Below are 25,549 nucleotides of genomic sequence, written 5' to 3'. Positions count from 1 at the left end.
GAGTCACGTGGCAGGTTAGATAAAGAGACAAATTTCTCTTACTCTCTCCATCTTCTCTGCTTCCCATACTCTACTTCTACGATCCATTAACTAGACGAAATAGCAAAAATTGGGTTATTTGTTCTTCATTAAAATTGTCATCGCTTACTAATAATAAACTTTGACTGCCATCTGGTAAGCGCGGACCTAATGTCATTCCTTCGAGATTATCTAGATAAATACCTAATTCACTAAGATCGAACAGTAATTTCTTTTTTAATGGTTTGATTTGTCCTAGTTGTCCTTTGAGACTAGCTACATTAGTAATATCAGTAGCGTCACCTACAACTACCTGAAAAATTTTTGCTCCTACTCCAGTAAAGCCAAAAGTTCTTTCCAAACTAAGAAATTTTCCTTCTAAATCTAAAGCTACTAGTTCGGTTAGTCCGTTAGCAATTACCTCTGGAGGTGCTGGTTCTAACAAATAAAGATGTTCGGCTAAAAGTACGGGCTTGCTAAACGAATCGATAGAGTAGTGCAGAAAACGAATTCTCGTCTCGACATCGGCAGAATCAGCTTTATCTTGAGTTAATGCTGACTCCGTAGCTACAAACAGACGAAAAGGATCGTCCGATAATAAACCGCTTTGGCTTAAAGTCAAAGATTCAAAAGCTAGATTTTCTTGTATTCCTTTTGGTTCAGTCCCACTGCTATCTGGTAAATAACGTTGGGGAATAGTTGCGTCTAATTTTTTTGTACCTGTTTCAAGGTCAAATTCGGCGATAAAAGGAGCGACATTTAACTTGGGATCTCCTTCACTACTAACAAATACCGTTTTTCTAGGAGACAGACCGATGCCTTCAGCATCAATAGTACCTTGAGCATAAGTGTTGCCGTTTGCGTCACGTAGAAAAGTTACGTTTTTGACTTCTAAGCTATTTATTTTAATTCCCGTATTGTTATCCGATTTTAAATCTAGTTTTAAAGTATAAAAACGAGCGGGAGCGCGTTGGCTGCGATCGTCTGAAATAGCATAGAACAAACCCAAATTGCGGTCGTAAGCAATCGCCGAAAGACCTCCGACTGGCGTATCTTCATAAATAGTTTTGGGGAGTTCGTACTTATCGAGAAATTCTAATGATAAATCGGTAAAAATTCTCTCTGATGCTGCCAATCGTTTTGGTGGAGTACAGCCCGTTAGAGAAAAGCATAAAACCAAACCAATCAGCACAGTAGCAAAGCTTTTAAGCAAGAAAAACAATTTTCGCTCGATTTTATTGAAAGTCTCTTTTGGGAAAAATATAGTTGAGAGATAATTTTTATTAAGGCAGATTACTGTTGCCTGATGGCTTGTAGATAGAATTTTTCTAGATAATTGCAGTTGGCGATCGCTCACGGCTATTTTCTTCTGCTAGAAACATACAGTTTAATGTAGCAGTCTTCGATTCTAGAAACATAATTTATTTGGCAGGGGTAGTGTTTAGTAATTCCAGGTTTATAAAGTTTAATAAATTAACCGCAGTCTTATCGGTCTTGTTAACGGTCGCTATTGCTGAAACTACAGTGTTTACTACCATCGCCAGCAGTAATAATCTTCACCCTTTAGAAGTTACTCAACCAGATCCTTTATTACCGCCAGCTTCAAGCGATCGCCCCCTGTCTGACTTTGAAATCAGTCGGATCGAACGCGAAATAGAAAGAATCGATCGACAAGCTAAAGCTCGATTAGCGACAGGAAACGTCGAAGGGGCATTTACTCTTTGGTATAGAGAGTTAAGATTACAGCGAGCAGTTGGTAACTTAGCCGAGGTATCTGCTTTAGGTAGAATTGGCAGTATCGCCTGGCAACAAAATCGCGGTTTCGATCTTAGAGCGATGTCCAAAAGATTGACAGAAATTCACACTGCTGCCGCTGCCAAAAATAATCTTACAACCGCACTTTTGCAGGAGTTAGGTACAGCCTATCGAAAAATTCGCTATCTCGATCGCGCTATCGATATCTATCGGCAAATGGTCGAGCGTGTCGGAGCGACAGAAGATTTAAAATCGGAACGAGAGTATTTAGAGATTTTAGGCACACTCTATTTAGATTTATTTAATTATGCTGAAGCTGCCAAAGTATATGAAGAATTGTTAGCCAAATTTAACTCTAAGCGTTCTCCCGATCTTGCCGACAACGAAGCTGTTTATCTAAATAAACTAGCGACAATTTACGATCGTAATAAGCAACTCAATAGAGCGATCGCTGTTAAAAAGCGTCTGGCAGAAAAATACACACGGGAACAAAACATCAAAGAACTTGCCGCGATCGAGCTAGACATCGCCAGAGACTACAAAGAATTAAATAGCCCAAAAAAAGCGATAAATTATTATCGTCAAGCATATAGTTTGGCTGCCAATACACAGCAGTTGGCTCTAGCTACAGAAGCACTGTCAGCATTAGCTTTACTCTATCAACAGCAAGAGCAAATAAACAAAGCGATCGCTACTTATCAACAACAAATTAAACTCCAACAGCAAGCTTACGATTATTATGGCTGGATGGAGACTTGCGATCGCCTGGGCAAGATCTATCGAGATTTAAATGACTACGACCGAGCTAAATTTTTTTATCAGCAAGGTTTGAAATTAGCTTTATCTCTAAACTATCGCGTCAATTATTTTACTAACCAGATAGAACAAATAAAAAGATAATAAATTTAGTTTCAATCTGTTGCTACCATTTTAAAAATATCAGCAAGCCGCTCGACTTAGTTTAAAACTCTAAAATATAAATACGAGTATACTAAACTTAACGCTATGAAGCGACGACAAATAACAACATTTGTTTTATTAACCTCATTAACTTTCTTAACTTCTTGTAAAGCATTCAGCAGTTCTCCAGATTTAGCACAAACTACTTCTAACCAACTCGTTTCTACTAAGAAGATTACGACCGAACCACTACAGCCCAAACCAATTAAAATCACGCCAGATGAACTACCAGAACCTTATGCTACTAATAGTGCTTCTGCCAGTCCTCAAGTAATTTCCATTCCAGATAATCCAACATTAAACGTTCCTGAAGGATTTGAAATTAATATTTTTGCCGACAATTTAGATAGTCCTCGTTGGTTGAGTCTTACTCCTAATGGAAATGTTTTGGTAGCTCAAAGTAAAGCCAATAAAATTACGCTATTGCGCGATGAAGACAGCGATGGATTTGCCGAAAATAAACAAATATTTGCCGATACTAGCAATGGTTTAGATTTACCTTTTGGCATGGCATTCGCCAACAATTATTTCTTTTTAGGGAATCAAAATGAAGTGCGCCGCTATGTTTTCGATCCGAACAACGAGCAAATTACGGGTAAAGGAGAACACATAGCCAAGCTTCCTGGCGGTGGCTACAATCAGCACTGGACGAGAAATATAGTAGTTTCTCCCAATGGGCAAAAACTTTATGTTTCCATTGGTTCGCGTTCTAATGCCAGTACGGAACCATTACCGAGAGCCTCGGTACAAATAATGAATCTCGATGGTTCGCAGCAAGAAACATTTGCATATGGCTTGCGGAATCCTGTCGGACTCGATTTTCATCCTGTTACTAAAGAACTTTATGCCACCGTCAATGAAAGAGATAAATTAGGCGATAATCTCGTTCCCGATTATTTTACCAAGTTAGAAAAAGAAGAATTTTACGGCTGGCCTTATGCTTATTTGAAGCCCAATTTACTCGATCCGCGTCATTTGCAAGGAGGAAAAAGTACCAATCCAGAGTTAGCAGCCAAAACTCAAACTCCCGATGTTTTGTTTCAGTCTCATTCTGCCGCTTTAGGTTTACAATTCTACGACAAAGAAACTTTTCCTGCTGAATATCATAACGGTGCTTTTGTCGCTTTTCGGGGTTCTTGGAATCGCCAGAGAGGAACTGGTTATAAACTTGTTTTTATTCCTTTTAGTAAAGGACAACCTCAAGGCTACTATCAAGATTTTGTCACGGGTTTTTTAACCGAACCCAGCGTACCCACAACTTGGGGTCGTCCTGTAGGTTTATTGGTTTTACCAGATGGTAGCTTGCTGTTTACAGAAGAATCTAACGGTCGTATTTATCGCGTTCGATATTCTGGTTGAGTTAGTTTCCAACCTCCAGGGGTATGTAGATTATAATTATCAATTTTAAAAAAACTCTAAATAAATTGGTGTTTTTTCAATCTCAGAGTCTAGCTTTTTGGGTGTTGCTGTATAGAGGTGCGTTTTTATCATGTTCGCGATTGAATAGATAAACTAAAAAGCTAACAGCTACAAACACATTACTTTTTAATTTCGTGCTATAGATTGGCAACGCCGCTTTTGGCAGCAGCGAAGCATAAAGTTTTCTCCAACAACTGAGTTTGGGGGTTACTTAATAGTATTTGCTGAAATATCTATGCTCTGACCTGAATCAAAACTTCTAAACTTAAGCAAGAATTACTATATATTAGACTTCTAGTATGGATAGTCAAGCTACTTTTGGTGTAGTCGGTTTTCTAGAGCAGTATTTAACTTTACTTTTATTAAATATCTTACTTCTGCTAGAAGCATAGATTTTTGTAGTCAAATATTGCTAAAGTTTATTATGTATATAATTTATTCGAGTTTGAACGACAAATTAAAATATCATAAAATTGTTTTGGGATTTATTAAAAATATTATGATAATCCTCAAAAAAGTTGTGACATTTTAGGGAATTAACGGTATATTTTTTATAATGTAAATTATAATTGAACAATTCTGTTCTCAATTAAGTGGAAAATTAAGGAAAGATTTAGAAATTATGAGTGAAACGGCAATCGCTGCTCTAACAGGAAAAGCATTACTTCAAAAAGTCAAAGAGCTATCCCATTTACCAAGAAGAGAAACAGCAAAACGATGTGGATATTACACTACTACAAAAGACAACCAAGTTCGTGTAAATTTAACCGATTTTTATGATGCAGTGCTGGCTGCAAAAGGTGTTCCTCTCGATCCTGAAGGTGCAAAAGATGGTAGAGGACGCGAACCCACATATCGTGTAAGCGTTCACAAAAATGGACAAATAGTTATTGGTTCTACCTATACTCAAGCTATGGGTTTGAAAGAAGGAGATAAATTTGAAATTAAGTTAGGTTATAAACACATTCATCTCAAACAAATTGACGGCGATGAAAACGGAGTTTTAGAAAATTAATCTGCGATTGAGAGATTATTTGTCATAAATCGCCCTGGTTAGTAAGGGCGATAGTGTTCTATTTAAACAGTTTTGATGTTTGCTACATCTCTGTCAAAAGTAGCTTTTTTCTTTATTGCCTGGGCTATTATTTGGTTGCCAATTGGCGTGTTAGTTTCGCGAAAAATCCAATGCCTGCCCAATCGCTCTCTAACCACAAATCAAAAGTTAATTCTCCTGGCAACTCTTTATCCGATCGCGCCTTTAATTCTTTGGTGGCAAACCAGATTTGAGGGACTATCTTTTTTAGATTTTGGTTTAGACTGGCAATTGAGCTTGGCAGCATCTTTTAGCTGGGGCTTAATGATTAGTTTAGCCGAGTTAGCAATAGTTTTTGGTGTTGAATTCAAATTGGATTTAATCAAATGGCATTGGCAAAATTGGCAGTTTTTACGGGCTTTATTTTTGCCAATTTTTGGATTGAGTTTGGCAATAAGTTTTGTTGAAGAACTAGTTTTTCGCGGTTATGTAATTAGAGAATTAACCATAGATTTGCCCTACTGGTTGGCTGCCACCATAGCAAGCATTATTTTTGCTCTGTTGCATTTAGTTTGGGAAAGAAAACAAACTATTCCCCAGCTACCTGGTTTGTGGTTAATGGGAATGGTTTTAACAGTTGCCAAAATTGTAGATGGCGGTAGTATTGGTTTGGCTTGGGGACTTCATACGGGCTGGATTTGTGGCTTGACCTGTATTGACTCGGCTCAATTGCTGACTTATAAACAAGAAATAGTTTGGATAACAGGTGTAGACCGACAGCCTCTAGCAGGTATTGCAGGTATTATGTGTTTGCTTGCTACTCCTGTCATACTGTGGATACCAAATGCTATTACAGATGCAGTTATGCAATTGCTAAATTGAAATAAATGCACAGATATATCGTCTCTGAGATTGGAGTAAATTCTGCGAGTCAAGATTTAAAAATTATTACTTCTAGTAAGGCGATCGCTAATTACTTAAAAGTACCGCACTGTAGCTTAGAAAGCCTGGCTCAAAATGTAGTACGCCGTCAGGGATGGAATATAGCTTCAGCTTTACTCAGTCGCCGTTGGCTACAAGATGCAGTGAGAGAAATCGTAGGAACTCACGATGTTACTGGTACGGCGCGAGCTTTTTTAACTCCGATTCGCGAATTGTTTCATAGCGGCAGCGATCTAAAAGTGTTACAGCAAAATTCATCGCCAAAAATTCAGCAGTTGGCTAATTTGGCACTAGCCTATCAACAACGTCTGCGGAGTCAAAATTATCTCGATCCTGCCGAGGTCTTTTGGCACGGTGGGGGAACTCCCGCTGCCTATTTATTTTATGGTTACTTAATTCCTGCTAGAGATGAATTGGCATTTATCGATACAGTTGCAGGAGACGGCAGTATTATAGTCTTGCCTGCTGAAAGTAGAGCGATCGCCTGGCTACAAGATTGGGGTTGGGTGTTAGGTAATGGGGTAAAATCAACTTTAGCAGCTAGTTCTCTAGTTTCTCCTCATATAAATCCTAAAAATCTGCCAGAAAACAAAACTTTGCATTCATATTCCAATTTAGATGCCGAAGTACGAGGAGTTTTAACTCAGGTCAAAGCATTGCTAAATGAGGGAGTAAAAGCTAAAGATATCGTTTTAGTAGCTAGAGATGAAAGGCTGTATGGCGAAACACTCATTGACATTGCCTGGGAATATCAGCTACCGATCCGAGTTTGGTATGAAGTTGCCTTAGAAGCTACTCGCGTCGGTGCCTGGTTAAAGCTGCTAATGGAGGTAATAGAAACCGAATTTGCTTTTGAAGCTACCGCTAAACTACTCTTTCATCCTTTAGTAAAGCAAATGTCTGCAGAAGTTTGGGAACGAGCTAGAACTACGCATCCGCAAAGTTTTAAAGGCTGGCAAGAGTTAGGATTAGATTTAAATCTATTAAACTTTCCACAAACTAGCAGTCGTAAAGATTGGATCGGGCGACTGCTAGAAATATTTTCTAGCTGGGAAATTTTAGAAAATAGTAAGAAATGGGCGCGAGAGATTCTGGCTTTTTATCGGGTTAAAGAAGCTTTACAGGAATTAACCAAACCAGAATTAGCGACTGTCAGCAAACAAACTTTTATTCGCGACATTAAAGAAACATTGGCTTTATTATGTGTACCCGCACAGCCTGGTAGAGGGGGAGTAGAATTACACGCACCTACATCTTTATACGGTACTAAGTATAAATATGTTTTTGTGTTGGGTATGGCTGAAGGTATGTTTCCTCAGTCTCTTAGTGACGATCCTAGACTGGATTTTTGCGATCGCCGCCAGCTAGCCCGACAGGGTTTTAACATCGATACCGCCATCAATTTAGCGCAAAGAGAAGCCTTTATTTGTTCTAGTTTGCTGGCAATACCGCAGCAGAAAATTATTTTTTCCTATCCTCAGTCACTTGCCAAAGATACTTTGCTGCCTAGTACCTATCTAACAAATTGGGGACTGCAACCTCAGCCAGTCATTAATCTACCTCTTGCCAGTGTTGAAGCTGCTCGTCGCAGGTATCTAAGACAGCCAGAACAATTGCAAGATAGCCTGTTGCCTCAAATTGCTAAAGCCTGGCAGGTAGAACTTAATCGAGAACTCGCACCCATAGCAGATGAATACGATGGCGTTATCGGTATAAAAATCGCACCAGAGAGTAAGATCTTGAGTGCTTCACAGCTAACTCAATTGGGACAATGTCCGTTTAAATGGTTTAGTAGACGTTTGTTAAGACTTCAAGAATTATCCGAAGCCGAACTAGATTTAAGTGCTGCTTTTAGAGGTAATTTATATCATCGCTGTTTGGAATTGTCTCTAGAAAATGTTGCCACTGCTGCCGACTTAGAAAATTTTAATCGCGAACAGTTAGAGCGAGCCTTTATTCGCGCCGAAGAAGAATTAGAATTAACTCAGCTACCAGGCTGGGAAGTCCAACGCCAAGAACATCTCAAACTGCTGGCTTTAAACCTTAGTGCCTCAGAATTTTTACCATCAGATTGCCAAGTTATTGCCAGAGAACGGGAATTTGCTTTTGAATGGCATAACTTACAAATTCAGGGCAAAGTAGATCGGATTGATCGCACTGCCGAAGGGTTAGCTGTAATTGACTATAAAACTAGCAGTACCAAACCTGTAGGAGTGAAAGATAAAACTGGTAAAGCTAACTTAGATCTTCAGCTGGCTCTATATGCAGAGGCGATCGCCAAAGTTTATCCCGAAGCAAGCGTAACCGCTACCTATTATTCTTTGACCAAACGTCAAGCTTTCAAGCGACCTAAAACCGATTCCAAAGAACTAGCCGCCTTTGCCGAACGAGTTAAATCGCACTTAGATCGCGGATACTATCCCGTTGACCCAGATGTAGACAATAAAGCCTGCAACTATTGTGCTTTCGATCTTGTCTGTCGTAAGGGCGATCGCCTCAGTCGCAAACGATCTTTTCCAGTAGAGCCATCTGGTTAAGGAAAACTTACCAAAAGTTTTTAGGTTTAAAGCCCAGCACTTCAGGGCTGTAAAGCCATAAGCCATAAGCTTTAAGCTTTAAGCTTAGATTGAAAAGAGTATATCATTCTGGAAACTTCATCAATTTTAGATCCTAGAAAATCAGCTTGAGAAATGGAAATAAATTTTAAATCTTTAGCAATTAAAATCTGGCTCTTAACTTCAAAACAACATGCCCTGGAGGGCATCGCCTTTGGCTACCGCCAAAGTCGGCAGGCTCCAGCCTGCATTGCAATGGATAAAAATCTGCTAAAATCCTTATCACTTCCTCGTCCGCGACCCTCTGCTATATTAGACTCGATAGATACTGAAGCTCTTCTAATTTGATTGGTCAATCCAAATTTTTCTTCTGATGGGAAGCTAGCTGTTGCTTTGTATACTAGCAAAGTAAATTCATGTGCTTTTTGCCAAATCTTTAAATCTGTAAAAGTTGACATTTTTTTCAAAGCAAATATTAATTATAGCGTATTACAGCCTATGGCTTATGGCTTATGGCTTATGGCTAGAATCACCGATCCCTTTAGGGCGGTGAGTCGTCAAGGCAGCCAATAACTGGGTAAAACCTTAGCCCAATCTCGTAAAGTTTTATTAATAGTTCTAGCGGTTTGTATATGAGGTTCGTCTGGTTCTATAAGAATAATGTTAGCTTTAGTCCTTTTACCAAATTTATCGATAACTAAGTTAGCCGCTTCTAAACCAGTAACATAGGCTTTTTCCTGCGACCAAGAACCATGTCTGGTCACGATCCAATCACCGCTCATAAATAGATTGGGAATTGGAGTTGTGGCGGGTAACAAATTTTGATAGCTGCCAGGAAAAAAGTGAGTAACTCCCTCTTTTACGCGAATTATACTACTGTCGATTATTTCTGCTTCACCAAAATCGGGAATACAGGTAGCTAAGTCTCGCTGCACTTTAGCCAGAATTTGTTCGTCACTCATAGGCAACAAGCGATCCGCGTGATAAAAATCGGCTTCAATTACCGTGTGAGGTTCACTGTGATATTCATCTTGTAAGGCATTGAGATCGAAGAAAGTCCAGCCCACATTAGCGTCAAATCCAAAACAGGCATTAGAAGGCAACGGAACCTCAATCTGGCGATCGAACCACAGCCGCGTAGCCAGCACGTCGATACCTTTAAGTTCGGCTAAATTGCGAAACTGGGGGTGATTTTTCAGGCTGGTGCTGCTAGCGACAATTTTTTTGATGCCGCTGACGCTAACGGCAGAGATAACCGCATCGGCAGCAAAAAACTCCGAGTCACATTTGACACCAGTAGCCTTACCCACATCATCAATAACAATATCGCTGACTCTTTTATCGGTTAATACTTTGCCCCCAGATTTCTCGATGCTTTCGATCCAGGGTTTAAATATTTGTTCTCCTACCGTACCGCGACACCATACCACATCGAAATCTGGCTGATGCGCCAGAATAAAATAATACAGCATTCCCAAAGCCGCAGCCGCCGAACATTGTTCCCCTGGGGCAAATAAACCAACCAACAGCATCGGCTCAAAAGCTTCGCGATACAGTCTGGCAGATACCCCAAACTGTTTGAATAATTCTCTGGCAGTTACTTTGTCGTATCTCTGCCAAGCTTCGTCAGAATTATCGAAATCGATTACCGCATAAAGTAAAGGCAGAGCCGACAGGCGATCGCTCAAAGGCAATCTTTTAAAGCGAGTGTAGAGAAAAGTACCTAGTGGCGAAGGCAAACGCGGCTCATTTTGAAATATGGGCGACTCTACCTCCAAACCAGCGGGAGAATACTGAGATGAACGAGTGAAAGGAGTAAAGGGACTCAGACCGAGTTCTTTTACCAGACTAAAAATATTGCGATAAGGGTACCAGAAACCGTGTATTCCACCTTCTACCGATCTGCCTCCCGATGTTTTCCAGCCAGCTACCAAGCCTCCTGGATAGGGTGCGGCTTCAAGGAGGGTAACATCATAGCCCTGTCGTGCCAGGTGATAAGTTGCTCCCAAACCCGCCCAACCAGCACCAATTACGATAATTTTTTTATTTGACATATACTTTATACTTTACTGCAATGGCTACTCGCACAAATTAAGATTACAAATTCTTAAAAGCTAATAAAAAATTGGAAGTTAGAGAATTTTGTCATAACATAAATTTTTTAATTTCAGAGTAAAAGCAATATCTAAAAAGATAACGATAAGCTTATAAATTAGATAAAACGAAATTTAGTCCATAAATATGAGCGATATTATCGATCTAATAAATTGGAACGGGCTGCTATCTCAATCTGGCTCGACCGATTATACTTTGTTTGCCGCCGCTACAGAAGCCACTTCCGAAGTTGTAGCTGAATCTGGGGCTGAAGAAGGTACGCTAATTTTAGCGGGAGTTTTACTCAGTTTGGTCGTGATTTATTTTGCCAGCAAACTTGGAGGTGAAATTTGTTCTCGCATCAATTTACCGCCAGTTTTGGGGGAATTAGTTGGTGGAGTTGTAATAGGCGTTTCTGTATTTCACCTCTTAGTTTTTCCAGAAGGCGGTGCTTTAGCTACAGATTCTCTAATTATTAATTTTCTAGAAAGCACGGCTGGTTTGACTCCAGAAGCGGCTGAATCGGTTTTTGCCACCCAAAGTGAAGTAATTGGACTGCTATCGGAATTAGGAGTCATCATTTTACTGTTTGAAATTGGTTTAGAGTCCGATCTAAAAGAATTAATTCGTGTAGGACCCCAAGCAGCAGTTGTAGCGGTAGTAGGAGTAGTCGCTCCTTTTGCTGCTGGTACTGCTGGTTTGGTTTATATATTTAACGTTCCTGCAATCCCTGCCATTTTTGCAGGTGCAGCATTAACTGCGACTAGTATTGGTATTACCGCTAAGGTGTTAGCAGAATTGGGACAGCTTAGTTCTAAAGAAGGACAAATTATTATTGGGGCTGCGGTTCTAGACGATGTTTTGGGAATTGTAGTTCTGGCTGTAGTTGCCAGCTTGGTTAAAACGGGAGAAGTCAAAATTGCCAATATTGGAATCTTAATCGTTAGTGCTGGTGCTTTTCTTGTCGGTTCGATTTTAATCGGTCGTTTAATTAGTCCTTATATAGTAGGACTGGTAAATGAAATGAATACACGCGGACAAGTACTGTTAACGGGTTTGGTTTTTGCTTTTTCTCTGTCTTATATTGCTACGGCAATTCATTTGGAAGGGATTTTAGGTGCTTTTGCTGCAGGATTGATTTTGGCAGAGACGGAAAAACGTCGAGAGTTGGAAGAACAGGTAATTCCCGTTGCCGATGTTCTGGTACCGATATTTTTTGTTGTTGTTGGTGCTAAAACCGATTTAAGCGTTCTCAATCCAGCCGTCCCCAGTAATCGAGAAGGATTAATTGTTGCCACATTTTTAATTTTGGTTGCTATCTTGGGTAAGGTAATAACTGGTTTTACTGTTTTTGGTCAACCCGATCTCAACAAACTTTCGATTGGTGTAGGTATGATTCCTAGAGGAGAGGTGGGACTGGTATTTGCTGGAGTTGGTTCTGCCAGCGGAGCTTTATCCGAGTCTACAGATGCGGCAATTATTGTCATGGTAATTACAACTACCTTTATCGCGCCTCCTCTGCTACGCTTGGTATTTAAAGAAACAGACGCTGTAGCTCAATCGAATTCTACTCCTTCTTTAGAAGAGTAGCTATAACTCCAGTCATTGCGAACCCAATTATCGTTCGCACTGACTGGATTTACAGAATAGGACGAGAATCTTAAACAAAACTCAGTAAAAAAACCTAGTTATTTTTTTTGATTCGCTTAAGGTATTAGATGAAACTTAACTGCTTTTATTTACGTCCATTCGATCGAGGTTGAGAACAGATCTTATAAAGCGGATATTATAGAGGTCTATCTGGGTAGACTAAAGAGCATGAGAGTGATTTTAGGTCATTGTCTACTTCAATGTGAGGAGCAGTAATTGTGAGATTTCACTGGCTATTATCGAGTTTTCTGGGAATTTTTCTGTTTTGTCTGCCAGCCAAAGCAGGAAAGTTAATTTCTTGGGAGTTTGAGACACAAGATAACAATTTAGTATTTATTACCGACGAAGGAGTACAGCCTGAGGCACAGTTGCTTACAGGTCCTACTCGTTTAGTCATCGATTTACCAGGAACTACTCTAGGTCGAGAAACAATCAAAGAAAATTACAGCGGCGCAGTTAGAGGCTTCCGTATCGGACAGCCAGAACCCGAAACATCTCGAATCGTGGTTGAGTTAGCCCCTGGATATACTATAGATCCCGACGAAATTGAATTTCGCGGTGTTTCTAGCACTCAATGGTCGGTAAAGATTCCCACGCCAAAGGTAGCTCCTATATCGACAGCCACTCAACCTCAAACCGTTCGTACCAATCCTGCTACCAGACAACTTCCTGGAGTTCGACCCGCTGTTGCTGCTCCAGCTCCTATAGAGGATAATACAGACAATAGTAGTAATGTCTCTTCAGTTGCTAGCTCTCCCTATGTAACCACTACTCGCAACGGCTTTTTTATCAGTATTGATGGCAGTCGCCAAGATCGGATTACTTCCAGTCGTGAAGGCGATCGCTTGAATTTTGACATGGAAGGAGTAATACTTCCTGAAGATTTAGCCGCTCAGTCGGTAGCAGTCGCTCAATACGGCGTAGATGAAATTGAGTTTACTCAAACATCTACTTCCCCTCCAGTCGCTAGAATGAGTTTGAAAATAGCGGCAGGTAGTCCAGATTGGCTGGCAACTTTTAGCCGCATCAAAGGTTTAATTTTGATTCCCAGGGGAAAACTCCCAGATTCTACTACTACCTCATCTTCAATAACCGAAACCTCGGATCGTTCGCTGTCAGAAACTACCGAGACCGTCCCTTCAATAACTGAAACGCCAGATCGTCTGTCTTCTATATCACGAGCGACTGAAACAGAAGAAGCGGCAGTCATTAAGGAGATTGAATTGGTTGACGATGATACTCAACTACGAATTCGTGGCGATCGCGACTTTCAGGCTGCTACCACCAGAAGGGCTAACGGAGTTTACGAAATTAAAATCGACAATGCCGAACTTTCAGATAACTTTAAAGGACCGCGAAGTCTGGAAGCAGATGGTTCGATCGCTCAAATCCGCGTTCGAGAAGAAGGTACTGCTGTAGCAATCGCTATTACTACTAAATTAAGATATCGCCTCGGGCAGCTAGAACCTCAAAACAAAGCGGTTGCTTTTCCCATTCAACGGGGAGCGGCACTGCTTCCCGATGACAACAGCCCGCTAATGTCGCCGCGATCGCTAGAAGTTCCTCAAGCAGAATCAACTACTACTAGCCCCCTGCTTCGTCCCCTACCACCTTTAAATAGTCCGATGGTGGTTATTGATGCGGGTCATGGAGGACAAGATCCAGGCACTATGGGTAATGGTTTGGTTGAAAAAGACATTGTTTTACCGATTTCTCTCGACGTAGCCGAAATTCTCCGCAAACAAGGTATCGATGTCAAAATGACTAGAGACAGCGATTATTTTGTCAGCCTTGAGGGTAGAACCGATTATGCTAACGAAATTGATGCCGACTTGTTCGTCAGCATTCATGCTAATGCCATCAATCTTTCTCGTCCCGATGTTAATGGTTTAGAGACTTATTACTATAAAAATGGACGGCGTTTGGCGGAGACAATTCACTGGAGTATTCTTAATGGAGTCAACATTAAAAATCGTAATATCCGCCGCGCTAGATTCTACGTACTCAGACACTCGGTAATGCCTGCAGTACTAGTCGAAGTGGGTTTTGTTACTGGTGCCGAAGATGCTCCCAAACTAAAAGATCCCAATCATCGCCGCCAAATGGCAGAGGCGATCGCTAGAGGAATCATTTTATATATTAAAGAAAACAATCTATAATACGTTCTATTAATAAAATCAAATGTTAACAAAATCCAATCTAAGAATTGGCTTATTTGATAGTGGTGTGGGTGGACTAACCGTATTGAGAGAAGTCTATCGTCAACTGCCTCAAGAGTCTCTATTATATTTTGCCGATTCGGCTCGATTGCCTTACGGTACGCGATCGCCAGAAGAAATCCTTCAATTTGTCCGCGAAATTTTGGACTGGATGTGCGCTCAAGGCGTAAAAATGATAATTATGGCTTGCAATACCAGTTCGGCACTAGCTTTAGAAATAGTTAGAAAAGAATACGACATCCCAATTTTGGGAGTTATTTTATCTGGTGCTAAAGCTGCCGTAGCTACGGGCAAGCGCATCGGTGTCATTGCCACTCCTGCTACTGTAGCTAGTAATGCCTATCCCCAAGCTATTCAGGAAATAGACCCTTTTACCTCTGTCTGGCAAATGCCCTGTCCCCAATTCGTACCTCTTATCGAACAAAATTTAGTCTATTGCGATCGCACTAAAGAAGTTGCTCGACGCTATCTAGAACCCCTGTTGCAGCAAGACATCGATACTTTGGTCTATGGCTGCACTCACTACAGGCATCTAGAAGGAATTATCCGCTCTCTATTGCCAGACAGGGTTCGAGTTATCGATCCTGCAAAATACATTGTCATGGCAGCAGAAAAGGAATTGTCAATCATGAGTCTAAAAAACAACTTATCTGCTCTACCGACTCGCTTTTGCGTTAGCGGCTCTCCCCAGCAATTTGCCAGCCTGTCTCGGCAGTGGTTGGGTTTCACGCCTAACGTCGAGCAGATAAATGTAAAAGAGCCATCAATTTTTATGATGACTCTCAATTTATTACAATAAGTTATAACTCTAATTAGTTGCTGGCTTTTTCAATCTTCCCCGAAGCTAAAGACTTTGGTCTACTTTGCAGTTCGGCTATTTTTAATGCTCCATAGATTACGAACAGGTAGGCGGCAGCGAAGAAGGTTATAAACACGGGTAAATTTTCGTATTGCATCAGTCAAATAAATATTGTGTAAGTGTAAGGGTTAAAAATTGAGAGCCCGAAAATCCGAGTTTACGGTGAAGTTCCGCAATCGGTATTTAACAGGTTGTTAGCCGAGCGAGTGCGATCGAGCATTAAACAATTGTTCGATAAACGATAAGCTTTAAACAATAAAAGTTTAGCTGTTCGGTGTTACTCGATCTATTGCTCATTGGTAGCTGCTCATTGCTAACTACTATGGCTTGAAGAAGTTAGAACAAACCTAGAGCATATCTGCGGACATAATCGCTGTATTTATATGCCCCAGTGAGTTTGCGCCGAGACTCTCCGACCGACCTTTTTACTCGCTTCAACTAGAGCGTTAATTAAATAGAGATAAAACCGTTAAGTTTTATCTACATTAGTAATAAGCTGGTAAACTACCGCAGAGCAATTTGTTATGTAAACTAACACCGCTTACTCTACTTTGTTCCAATTATGCCGATCGATACTTGCACTTGCTGCGCTCTGATTTAGCCAGTTAAGGCTTTCAAAAAATCGAGCACTTAAAAAACATCAGACTCAATACAAAAATTATCTTGGCTCAAAAGAGCTACTTATAATTTCTGAACCTCAAGTATTTTACTATTTGCTTATCGAGCCGTGCCTTTAAATCTACTAAAACCATTAAGTATTGTATGGTTTACTTAAGATAAAATCAAGATTTTATCGGCACAAATTGGATTGGGCTTCGATCGTATTAGTTCTCTTAAAACTTCTACATCTTAGAATAACACAAGAGTCGGCATTAGCACTTTACTGAAATCAAGCTTAACATCCCTCTTAATCGAGTCTTTAACAGTAGTTGACAGTTGGCTTTACAGTTAGGTTTACTTAAAATAAGTACAATAATATGTAAACTTTCTTAAATTAAACATCTGCCAGATTTGGCTTAACAATGACATTTTCAACTAGTTCGTTATTAGCTCCTGTAGAGCGCGACTTACAGATTCTAACCGACAATTTAAAACAGCTTATTGGCGCACGTCATCCAATTTTGGGGGCGGCTGCCGAACATCTATTTTCGGCAGGTGGCAAGCGAATTCGACCCGCAATTGTGTTTTTGGTGTCTCGCTCGACAATGAGTAATGGAGGTCTAACACACAGACATCGTCGTTTAGCAGAAATTACTGAAATGATTCATACTGCTAGTTTGGTACACGATGATGTAGTAGATGAAGCTGACTTGCGCCGTAATGTGGCTACAGTTCACAGTCTTTTTAACAATCGTATTGCCGTATTAGCAGGTGACTTTTTATTCGCTCAATCTTCTTGGTATTTAGCCAATCTCGACAATTTACAGGTAGTTAAACTGCTGTCAGAAGTAATCAAAGACTTTGCCGAAGGAGAAATTTTACAGGACTTAAACCGTTTTGATGTCAACTTATCAATCGATCGCTATCTTGAAAAAAGCTATTACAAAGCAGCCTCTCTTATAGCTAATAGTGCTAAAGCAGCAGCAATATTAAGCGAAGTAGAGCCAGAAATTTGCGATCGCCTCTATGATTATGGTCGCTATCTGGGATTAGCTTTTCAAATTGTCGATGATATTTTAGACTTCACGACTGCCACTGAGGTATTAGGCAAGCCAGCAACCTCAGATTTAGCAAGCGGTATTTTAACCGTTCCCGTGCTTTATGCTTTAGAACAAAATCCTCAGTTAAAAATACTGGTCGAACGAGAATTTTCAGAAGTCAACGATCTCGAACGAGCCTTAGAAATAATTGAAGCCAGTGACGGAATTAAAAAATCTCGCGAACTAGCTGCTCATTATGCTCATCTTGCTGCTGACAATTTAAGCTGTCTATCTCCATCTGAATCTACTCAAGCTCTAAAAGAACTTACCGATTATGTTCTCAGTCGTTTATATTAGACACAAATCGGTCAAATGGTAGATAGCGTTTATTTTAAAAATACCAGTGTCAACAGAACAACCCACTATTTTAGTTACTGGAGGAGCGGGCTATATTGGTTCTCATGCCTCACTCGCACTCAAAAAAGCAGGTTATCGAGTTATCGTCCTCGACAATTTATCTTACGGGCATCGAGAATTAATCGAACAGGTAGTAGAAGTAGATTTAGTAATTGGAGATACTAGCGATCGCGCCTTATTAGACAAACTTTTTACTACTCATAATATTGCAGCAGTAATGCACTTTGCTGCCTATATTGCCGTCGGCGAATCGGTTAAAGAACCAGGTAAATACTATCGTAATAATGTTTCTAGTACCCTGACTTTGCTAGAAGCAATGCTAGCACATGGGATCGATAAATTTGTATTTTCTTCTACCTGTGCCGTTTATGGTATGCCGCAAGAAATTCCCATGACCGAAGCTCATCCTCATAGCCCACTCAGCCCCTATGCAGCGAGTAAAGATATGGTAGAGCGAATTTTAAGCGATTTCGATATTGCTAGAGGTTTAAAATCGGTTGCTTTTCGTTATTTTAATGCTTCGGGGGCAGACCCTAGCGGCACTTTAGGAGAAGACCACGCACCAGAAACCCATCTCATACCCTTAGCTTTATTAACGGCTTTGGGTAAGAGAAAAACGCTTTACATTTTTGGTACGGATTACGATACCCCAGACGGTACGGCAGTACGAGACTACATTCACGTTAGCGATTTAGCCGACGCTCATGTTTTGGGTTTGGAGTATTTATTGTCTGGTGGTGAATCACAAGTATTTAATTTGGGTAACGGCAATGGTTTTTCGGTAAAAGCAGTAATTGAAACCGCCAGACAAGTCACGGGTAAAGATATTCCTGCCGAAATAACCGACCGCCGTTCTGGAGATGCTCCTATTTTGGTTGGCAGTAGCGATAAAGTTCGTCGAATATTAGGTTGGAATCCTCAATACGCCGATCTAAATAAAATTATTGGCGATGCTTGGCGATGGCATCAGCAACGGCATGGCTAAATCTACTTAAATAAAAAGTTTTTGATAGGCAGACGATAATCTTGTCAAATAATTTTCCCTACTAAAAAATTTGGCTCTTATTTTGCCAGTATGGGACAAATGAGTACGCAAAGCAGTATCTTGAGTCAAACGTTCTAGTTTGTTAGCAATATCATCCGTACTGTAGGGGTTGACATATAAAGCAGCATCCTGACAAATTTCTGGTAGCGAAGATGTATTGGAAGTAATTATCGGACAGCCAAAACTCATCGCTTCTAACACTGGTAAACCAAAGCCTTCATAAAGAGAAGGAAAGACCAGACAGTAAGCACCTCGATATAAATATTCCAAGTCTTCATCAGATACAAAATCTAACACTAATGCCCATTTAGAGATATTGTCTGTTTGAGATTTTGGCAAAGAGTCTAACTTAGCTAAATCCTGCTGCCACAGCCAGCCTTTTTTGCCTACGACTACTAAAGGCATAGTAGTTGAAGACTGCTTATAGGCATCGATCGCTCGTCCTAAATTTTTTTTTGGTTCGATCGCCCCAACAAATAAAATATAGTTATTAGCTTGAAGATTGTGTGTCTGAAGATAGTTTATTACTTCTACTTCTGTTTTATGACCGCGCTCGATCGCTACTGGCTGATAAGTTACTGCAATTTTGTTTTCGGGACATTTATATATTTCGATTAAATCCTGTTTGGTATTTTCTGAAATAGTAATAATCAACTCGGAAGTATCTATAGCAGATTTAACTAGTCGATAATAAAACTTTTTATTATCAAGAGTGGTAGAAGGCAGCCGTAAGGGTATTAAATCGTGAATTGTCGTGATTTTTTTTGCTCCAACGATCTCAATTGGCAGGGGATATGTAGCGTGCCATACATCAATTTTTTTGGTAGGAGCTATTTTTAATTGTAAAGAAAATTTCTTAAAACTTTGATTGGCTAATCGATAGCATAAGGGAAGATGTAAAATATTTTTACGCTCGAAAGACTTGCTATTAAAATTATTTTGTCGTTCGCACAATAAGGTATCTGTAAGCGACAACTGCTTGGCGGTAACAGAGGTATTGAATAGCGTCCTTAAAAAATAGCTTATATAGTAGTTTAAATATTTTAAATCGCTTTCCAAAGTAGGCTCAAAAAACATCTTTTCAACATTTATCTTAGTTAAACCTTGCTTGTGGAATGGGATACTGTAAAGAATATCCACTTTAGCATTTAGTTTTTGTAAAGCTCTAACCAAACTAATTCCATAAGTTTTAATCCCAGTTCCTTTAGGTAATTCTAAATTATAGCCGTCAACTAAAATACGTCTGTTTTGCAAATTCATATGAATGAAATGTAATATATAACAGCAAAAAAAGCACTGTTAATTATCTAAAAGTTTTTCTATTAGCTATAAAAAACAAATAAATTTGTAGCTAAATATTAATACTATAGTCTTCAATTTTTTTAGTAAGATGAGGACTATAACAAGGATCGTGGTCGAAAAAATGCTGCCACTTTTGCTTCATATACTCAACTTCTTTCGCTGCTCTTGCTTGTTTTTCGCGAGTATTATCATAACCTCGACTTTTAGATTCGTAATGATACAAGACTACATGAGGAAGATAGACATTATAATAACCACGCGCGATCGCTTTCAAACAAATATCGACATCATTAAAAGCTACGGCTAAATTGGTTTCAAATCCTTGGATTTGAGAAAATACTTCTCGCCGACACATCAAACATGCACCAGTCAGCGCAGAATAATTATTTATCGAAACTGCCTGCGAAATATATCCCGAATGTCCGTAGGGAAGATTTTTGTGGCTATGTCCTGCAACTCCACCAATACCGAGTACTACTCCCGCATGTTGTATAGTTTTATCCGGATAGAGTAGTAAAGCACCTACCATGCCAATTGAGGGTCTTTGTGCCTGTTCTACCATCGCTTCTAACCAGTCTTCACTAATAACTTCTGTATCGTTATTGAGGAAAAGTAAATAGTCGCCTGTAGCTCGTTCTACGCCGTAGTTGTTGATTCGTGAATAATTAAATGGAATATCATAGGAATAACATTTAAATCGCGCTGGTTCTTGTTGCTGCCAATAGGTAAAACATTTTTTGGTCGCAGACTCGACACTACCATTGTCGATTACTATAACTTCGTAGTTAGGATAGGTAGTTTTAGCAAAAATAGATTTTAAGCAAACATCAAGTGTTGGGGCTAAATCTTTGGTAGGAATAATAATGCTGACCAGTTTGGGTTTAGTGATGCGGTAGCGAACTGTATATACTCCTGGAAAATTAGGTTCGGCAATTATCCGTCCTGGTTCACTTCTTCTGTTTATTGCTTCTGCTAGAGCTTTTTGCGCTGCGTCACTAGCATAAGGTTTGGCGTTGACATTAGCGGCAGCCGATCGCGAATGAATGCGCCAATGATACAGTATATTAGGTATGTGAAAGATATTGTCGGTTTTTTCTGTCAGGCGCAATACTAGATCGTAGTCTTGACTGCCTTCAAACCCAACTCGGAATCCACCAATTTCTTCTACAAGCGATCGCCGATAAACTCCCAAATGACAGGTATACATTCGCGACAAAAACGAGTCTGGACACCAATCTGGTTTGAAAAACGGCTCTCGGTGTATATTGTTCTCGTCTATTTTGTCTTCGTCGGAATAAATAAAATCTGCTTCTGGATATTGGTTTAATAGCGATACAACTTCTGATAGAGCGTGTGGTGCTAATAAGTCGTCGTGATCGAGCAAGGCAATATATTCTCCAGTAGCTATTTCTAAAGCTGAATTGGAGGTACGACTGATATGTCCGTTTGATTCGCGAAAGACTACTTTAATGCGTTTATCTTTTCGAGCATACTTTTCTAAGATAGAGCGAACGTATGGTTGAGTCGAGCAGTCATCAGCTAGACAAAGTTCCCAATTACCATACACTTGTGCCAAAACCGATTCTATTGCTTCGCGCAAAAAATGTGCTTCGGGATTGTATATCGGTACGATAATGCTAATTAATGGTCGATCGGATAACTTAGAAAGTTTTTGCGCGATCTGTTTTAAGTCGGCTGATTTGGGGTAATATCTTTCAAACCATTTTTGATATTTTCGTTCGTTGTTGAGAATATTATTGGCAGCAGTAGTAACTGGTAATTCTTCTACAATTGGTAAGGGAGAATCTCTAACGAGCGAATTTAAATAATTTTGATAGACAATATCGTCTCCAGTAATTTTAAATTTTTGTTTGGCTTCAAACCACCATTTTCTCAACTGCCAAAACTTACTACTTTCCATAGCTACTACTAACTGCTGTAGCTGCTGTTTTTGCTTTTGAACTACCTGCAATTGCTCTTTAAATTGAGGAGATGCAGTTACAGATTGTTCTTGCTGCTGCTTTAGTCGATTTGATTCTTCTTTAGCTAATTGTAATAGCTGTTGCGTTTGTTGCAACTGCTGTTGAAGTCGGGCTAATTCTGCTTCATTTGACTTCAACTTCTGCTGAGATTGTTTTAATTCTCGCGATCGCCAGCTTAAATCTAACCAGTCTTGTAAAATCCAAGACTGGCAAGTAGAATCTATAAGGCTTTCGTTTAGTCCCTCGAAGCGTAAATCTTCGTCCCGAGCTTTTTTTTGTAATTCCAAATATAGCTCGAATGCTCGAGGAAAATATCGTTTAATTAATGCTGCTCGATAAGAATCAATAGAATTATTTTGTAATAACGATTCTTCATAAAGATCTTGTGGTGCTGGTAAATTTAAGCCAAATTTTTTATTAATTTGTTCGACTGTAAATTTGGGATTACTAATAATATCTTCAATTCCAAATAGCAAACACCGATCGCCAAAGCGACCGCCAAAATCCAAAACAGTCCGATTGTAGTTAATCCATTGCTGAACAGCAAAATTAGGATTGGTTTTAAATATAACGTCACCACGACGAAATAGAGAATCGACTACTTCCCAAGGCGAACGATAGACAAAAATAAATTTAGCTGCTGGAATTAATTTCGACCAAAAATCTAAAAATAAAGTAGTTCTAGGGTCTTTCCATCCCCAGATTTGATGCTGTTGTCTAGCTGTAACTAAAGTTTGAGCGATATTTCGATACTGCTCTTGAACTACAATACTCGTTTCTCTCGTCCAGCCAGCGATACTGATTCCTTGAGATTGTAAGATGTTTTGATGGAGTTCGACAAAATCTAAATCTTCAAAATGCCCCCGTTTATTTCCCGCGTCTTCTCCCAATAGGCGATCGCCAATATGTACTCCTGCGCTTTGCAGCAAAGATGCTGTCAGAGAAGTTCCCGAACGGTGCATTCCTGTAATAATCAGTACGGTTTGTTCTCTTAGCGCATTGTTCATAGCTTCAGTCAATTTAAGTGGTTAAACTTTAGCAATGATAGGCTGAAGCTTGCTAAAAAGACAAATAAAAACCAATGGTTAAAGTAAATTTAACTAAATATTATCTTTGTGGCGATCGCAAATATAGCGATCGCCAGGATTTTAGCTCGCGGTTACTCCTCTTCGTCTTCGTCATCTTCATTTTGAAGATACACAAAACTATTAGAGCGTCCCGTCAACACCGATTTACCCAAAGAAAGAGCTTTTTGCGCCTCAAAAGCTGCTTTGCGCTTCCAATGAGCCTTACGACTGTCGCGTTTTGATTTTGAAGTTTTCTTCTTAGGAACTGCCATATCTGTTTGAGGTAAAAGTAAAAAGACAACCTTTCTATTTTAATTGTTTGGCAACAAAATTACAGAACTGTTCCTGGAAAGATGTTTTCTTCTGGCAGTTGTCCGAAATTTTCGTTTGTTGCTGCCAGAAACTTATCCTTGACCATTTCACGAAAAGCTTCAAGATCTTCTTGCCAGTTATTAGCGATCTCAGTTATACGTTCGGCTTTAGAAAGTTCTTTAGTTTCGCTGACATCGTAATTAAAATTGCCAGTAAACAATAGTGCGGTCAAACGCGGCATTTCCTCATGATGCAACCTCGCCTCTGCTACATTAATAGTTAACTGGCAGCGATCGAGCAAATACATAAGGTTAATTCCTGCCTGTACTGGAGATTGACCGATATTTTTCCAAACACCAGAGTTTAATAAAGTCTCGGTAATGTATTTTCGGGGTGTTTGAGGAGAGTTAGGAAAAGGTACTAAAATCTTTGGGCTAAAGCTCAATCCTAAATATTCCGCGTGTGGTAATTTTTCGATGTATCTAACTGCTATTTGGGGAGCATGAATTTCACCGATATTTTTACCGTTGAGAGATTCGCTGATAGTAATCGTACGGGGTTGAGCGGTAATATTAATACCATTTTTAAAGTGTAGTTGAGCTAGATTGGGGTTTAAAATTGGCTGTTGTGATAGCTCCCAATCTTTAGCAACAATACCGCCAAACTTTAAAAAATCTAGACTCATTACGGTAGGAGTCAAATTTCTAGCTGCAATGATAATTGAAATTTCTTCAATCGTTTCTGCCGTCAACTGGGAATCGACTTGAGTTTCTAAATTAGATAACGTCATAGTTAGCTCGCTTAAGTAATTATATACACCTATCTATTTCTTAAGCTGCCCAAAAAAACTATAAATTTACCATCAACTCGTAAACTCTAGTAAGTATAAAACTGCTCGCTCTATTTAGTAACGGCAGCAGGTAGACTTTCGCTGCTTTCAAAAAGATAGTCACGCAAAATAGAGATCGCTCTGGCGTACTGCGGATCGTCCTTAGTACCAATCAAAGTAGGATTGGTGCTGAGATTAGTTTGCTCTTCCATAGTGAGATCGACCTGAATATCTGGTGCAATACCTTTATGATTGATATCTATGCCGCTGGGAGGATAGTAACGAGCAATGGTTACAGCCAGTCCCGAACCATCGGAAAGCGAATGTACTGACTGTACCGTTCCTTTACCATAAGTTTTGGTACCGACTACAGTAGCGCGCTGATTTTCTTTTAAAGCTCCTGCCAAAATTTCGCTGGCACTAGCTGAATAGCCGTCTACTAAAACAACTAGTGGTAGATCGGTAAGAGCTTTACCATTAGCAGAAAACTCTTGATTGCCTCCCTGACGGTCTATGGTCGAAACAATTTCGCCTTTTTCCAGCCACATCCGCGCGATCTCGACGCTAGAAAACAATAAACCGCCAGGATTGCCGCGTAAATCTAACACAAAGCCAGAAGCCTGTTTTTCGCTGAGTTCTTCAATAGCTTGCTGCATTTGTTCGGCAGCATGGGAGCTAAACTCATCTAGCTTGATGTAACCAACTTTATTACCATTTTCGCTATCTAGTCGGTAATCTACAGAGGGTAGTTCTATTTGCGCTCTTTCTAGTACTACATCAAAGTTTGGCTCTCCTTGTCTGGCTATTTGCAGGTTTACTTCCGTTCCCACTTCGCCTTTAATTGCCTGGGATGCTTGTTCGATACTCATTAACTCTGTGGGTCGATTGTCAATCTTGACAATGCGATCGCCGCTTTCAATTCCTGCTTCAGCAGCAGGAGAGTCAACCAACGGTTCGACTACAACTAGCTGATTGTTACTTTCATCAATTGCCAGCCGAATACCCACTCCAGATAATTCTCCAGAAGTTTGACTGGTCAACTGCTCGAACTCATCTGGATCGAGAAAGCGAGTATAAGGATCGCCCAAACTTTTTAGAGAGTGACGAATTGCTTGATAGGCTTCGGCATTATCCGTATAGTTTTTACGTAATAATTCTTGACGCTGTTGCCGCCAATCAACCCGATTGAACCCGCGATCGACAAATTCATTATTAACAATTTGCCAAACCTCATCGACGACGGTTTTGGGACTATCCTCAATTGCTGCCTCAATTGAATTGTTATAAGCAGTAAAGACCGAGGTAAAAGCAAAAATAGCCAGTAATCTTAATGACGAAGCTTTACAGTTTCTAAATCTCAACTTTTTACTCAGATTGAAACGGTTGGCAAAATGATTCATGGGTAAACCGAGCAATACAACTATAAATAAAATATTAAAGGCGATTTTTAG

At 39.8% G+C, this 25,549-nt stretch carries 18 protein-coding genes and 1 pseudogene; 10 read left to right on the top strand and 9 right to left on the bottom strand.

From position 1 onward, the window contains the following. Positions 1-76: 76 nt before the first annotated feature. Complete coding sequence (locus KV40_RS22340) at positions 77-1,375, bottom strand: esterase-like activity of phytase family protein (protein WP_253274352.1); 1,299 nt, start codon at positions 1,373-1,375, stop codon at positions 77-79. 167 nt (positions 1,376-1,542) lie between these two features. Here KV40_RS22340 and KV40_RS22335 point away from each other — a divergent pair, with 167 nt between their 5' ends. The 5 genes from KV40_RS22335 (at position 1,543) to KV40_RS22315 (ending at position 8,664) form a co-directional block, all read left to right on the top strand. Next, complete coding sequence (locus KV40_RS22335) at positions 1,543-2,673, top strand: lipopolysaccharide assembly protein LapB (RefSeq protein WP_172657323.1); 1,131 nt, start codon at positions 1,543-1,545, stop codon at positions 2,671-2,673. Positions 2,674-2,778: 105 nt separating this feature from the next. After that, positions 2,779-4,092: a sorbosone dehydrogenase family protein gene (locus tag KV40_RS22330; protein WP_036486148.1), complete on the top strand. Its 1,314-nt coding sequence runs from the start codon at positions 2,779-2,781 to the stop codon at positions 4,090-4,092. 682 nt (positions 4,093-4,774) lie between these two features. Further along, positions 4,775-5,167 (top strand): AbrB family transcriptional regulator, encoded by a 393-nt coding sequence (locus KV40_RS22325; protein ID WP_036486146.1) that lies wholly within the window; start codon positions 4,775-4,777, stop codon positions 5,165-5,167. Positions 5,168-5,242: 75 nt separating this feature from the next. Then, the gene (locus KV40_RS22320) at positions 5,243-6,067 is read left to right on the top strand and encodes a CPBP family intramembrane glutamic endopeptidase (protein WP_052055832.1); all 825 of its coding nucleotides are present in this window, start codon (positions 5,243-5,245) and stop codon (positions 6,065-6,067) included. Positions 6,068-6,072: 5 nt separating this feature from the next. Further along, positions 6,073-8,664: a PD-(D/E)XK nuclease family protein gene (locus KV40_RS22315; RefSeq protein ID WP_036486144.1), complete on the top strand. Its 2,592-nt coding sequence runs from the start codon at positions 6,073-6,075 to the stop codon at positions 8,662-8,664. A gap of 71 nt (positions 8,665-8,735) precedes the next feature. Here the strand turns inward: KV40_RS22315 and KV40_RS36780 are convergent. Next, a pseudogene (locus KV40_RS36780) lies at positions 8,736-9,140 on the bottom strand (four helix bundle protein). Between the two features lie 99 nt (positions 9,141-9,239). Then, positions 9,240-10,736: an FAD-dependent oxidoreductase gene (locus KV40_RS22300; RefSeq protein ID WP_036486141.1), complete on the bottom strand. Its 1,497-nt coding sequence runs from the start codon at positions 10,734-10,736 to the stop codon at positions 9,240-9,242. Between the two features lie 187 nt (positions 10,737-10,923). Between KV40_RS22300 and KV40_RS22295 the strand changes: the two genes are divergently transcribed. The 3 genes from KV40_RS22295 to murI all read left to right on the top strand — a co-directional run bounded on the left by KV40_RS22295 (position 10,924) and on the right by murI (position 15,444). Then, positions 10,924-12,366 (top strand): cation:proton antiporter, encoded by a 1,443-nt coding sequence (locus KV40_RS22295; protein ID WP_036486140.1) that lies wholly within the window; start codon positions 10,924-10,926, stop codon positions 12,364-12,366. Between the two features lie 278 nt (positions 12,367-12,644). Further along, the gene (locus KV40_RS22290; RefSeq protein ID WP_036486139.1) at positions 12,645-14,585 is read left to right on the top strand and encodes an N-acetylmuramoyl-L-alanine amidase; all 1,941 of its coding nucleotides are present in this window, start codon (positions 12,645-12,647) and stop codon (positions 14,583-14,585) included. A 22-nt stretch (positions 14,586-14,607) separates the two neighbouring features. Continuing rightward, the gene (gene murI, locus KV40_RS22285; RefSeq protein WP_036486138.1) at positions 14,608-15,444 is read left to right on the top strand and encodes a glutamate racemase; all 837 of its coding nucleotides are present in this window, start codon (positions 14,608-14,610) and stop codon (positions 15,442-15,444) included. Positions 15,445-15,457: 13 nt separating this feature from the next. Here the strand turns inward: murI and KV40_RS35125 are convergent, their stop codons facing one another. After that, a complete protein-coding gene (locus KV40_RS35125) occupies positions 15,458-15,601 on the bottom strand; it encodes a hypothetical protein (RefSeq protein WP_156114117.1) in 144 nt (47 codons plus the stop codon). 925 nt (positions 15,602-16,526) lie between these two features. On the opposite strand from KV40_RS35125, the gene sds reads away from it, so the two are divergent. Together sds and galE are read left to right on the top strand one after the other, a co-directional pair. Next, complete coding sequence (sds, locus tag KV40_RS22280; protein WP_036486137.1) at positions 16,527-17,501, top strand: solanesyl diphosphate synthase; 975 nt, start codon at positions 16,527-16,529, stop codon at positions 17,499-17,501. A 46-nt stretch (positions 17,502-17,547) separates the two neighbouring features. Further along, on the top strand, positions 17,548-18,546 hold the full coding sequence (galE, locus tag KV40_RS22275) for a UDP-glucose 4-epimerase GalE (RefSeq protein WP_036486135.1): 999 nt from the start codon (positions 17,548-17,550) through the stop codon (positions 18,544-18,546). A 6-nt stretch (positions 18,547-18,552) separates the two neighbouring features. On the opposite strand, the gene KV40_RS22270 is transcribed toward galE, so the two are convergent. From KV40_RS22270 to ctpB, 5 genes are all read right to left on the bottom strand, one after another. Further along, positions 18,553-19,866 carry a glycosyltransferase family 1 protein gene (locus KV40_RS22270; RefSeq protein WP_036486133.1) on the bottom strand — a complete coding sequence of 438 codons (1,314 nt, stop codon included), beginning with the start codon at positions 19,864-19,866 and terminating at the stop codon, positions 18,553-18,555. 91 nt (positions 19,867-19,957) lie between these two features. Then, positions 19,958-22,897 carry a glycosyltransferase gene (locus KV40_RS22265; RefSeq protein ID WP_072013870.1) on the bottom strand — a complete coding sequence of 980 codons (2,940 nt, stop codon included), beginning with the start codon at positions 22,895-22,897 and terminating at the stop codon, positions 19,958-19,960. A 152-nt stretch (positions 22,898-23,049) separates the two neighbouring features. Next, the gene (rpmF, locus tag KV40_RS22260; protein WP_036486132.1) at positions 23,050-23,229 is read right to left on the bottom strand and encodes a 50S ribosomal protein L32; all 180 of its coding nucleotides are present in this window, start codon (positions 23,227-23,229) and stop codon (positions 23,050-23,052) included. A gap of 59 nt (positions 23,230-23,288) precedes the next feature. After that, positions 23,289-24,059, bottom strand: a complete 771-nt coding sequence (locus KV40_RS22255) for a hypothetical protein (protein WP_036486130.1) — start codon at positions 24,057-24,059, stop codon at positions 23,289-23,291. A gap of 110 nt (positions 24,060-24,169) precedes the next feature. After that, positions 24,170-25,498, bottom strand: coding sequence for a carboxyl-terminal processing protease CtpB (gene ctpB, locus KV40_RS22250; RefSeq protein ID WP_036486247.1), 1,329 nt, complete (start codon positions 25,496-25,498; stop codon positions 24,170-24,172). Positions 25,499-25,549: the final 51 nt, after the last annotated feature.

Origin of the sequence: Myxosarcina sp. GI1, assembly GCF_000756305.1 — a bacterium.
Lineage (GTDB): Bacteria > Cyanobacteriota > Cyanobacteriia > Cyanobacteriales > Xenococcaceae > Myxosarcina.
The sequence above is the reverse complement of the archived record's forward strand: the minus strand, read 5'-3'. Positions and strand labels throughout refer to the sequence as shown.

Bases quoted from the DNA above. Each gene is read 5' to 3' on its own strand.
- KV40_RS22330 (WP_036486148.1), top strand. From the start codon at position 2,779: ATGAAGCGACGACAAATAACAACATTTGTTTTATTAACCTCATTAACT.
- KV40_RS22325 (WP_036486146.1), top strand. From the start codon at position 4,775: ATGAGTGAAACGGCAATCGCTGCTCTAACAGGAAAAGCATTACTTCAA.
- KV40_RS22320 (WP_052055832.1), top strand. From the start codon at position 5,243: ATGTTTGCTACATCTCTGTCAAAAGTAGCTTTTTTCTTTATTGCCTGG.
- KV40_RS22315 (WP_036486144.1), top strand. From the start codon at position 6,073: ATGCACAGATATATCGTCTCTGAGATTGGAGTAAATTCTGCGAGTCAA.
- KV40_RS22300 (WP_036486141.1), bottom strand. From the start codon at position 10,736: ATGTCAAATAAAAAAATTATCGTAATTGGTGCTGGTTGGGCGGGTTTG.
- KV40_RS22295 (WP_036486140.1), top strand. From the start codon at position 10,924: ATGAGCGATATTATCGATCTAATAAATTGGAACGGGCTGCTATCTCAA.
- murI (WP_036486138.1), top strand. From the start codon at position 14,608: ATGTTAACAAAATCCAATCTAAGAATTGGCTTATTTGATAGTGGTGTG.
- KV40_RS35125 (WP_156114117.1), bottom strand. From the start codon at position 15,601: ATGCAATACGAAAATTTACCCGTGTTTATAACCTTCTTCGCTGCCGCC.
- sds (WP_036486137.1), top strand. From the start codon at position 16,527: ATGACATTTTCAACTAGTTCGTTATTAGCTCCTGTAGAGCGCGACTTA.
- KV40_RS22270 (WP_036486133.1), bottom strand. From the start codon at position 19,866: ATGAATTTGCAAAACAGACGTATTTTAGTTGACGGCTATAATTTAGAA.
- KV40_RS22265 (WP_072013870.1), bottom strand. From the start codon at position 22,897: ATGAACAATGCGCTAAGAGAACAAACCGTACTGATTATTACAGGAATG.
- rpmF (WP_036486132.1), bottom strand. From the start codon at position 23,229: ATGGCAGTTCCTAAGAAGAAAACTTCAAAATCAAAACGCGACAGTCGT.
- KV40_RS22255 (WP_036486130.1), bottom strand. From the start codon at position 24,059: ATGACGTTATCTAATTTAGAAACTCAAGTCGATTCCCAGTTGACGGCA.
- ctpB (WP_036486247.1), bottom strand. From the start codon at position 25,498: ATGAATCATTTTGCCAACCGTTTCAATCTGAGTAAAAAGTTGAGATTT.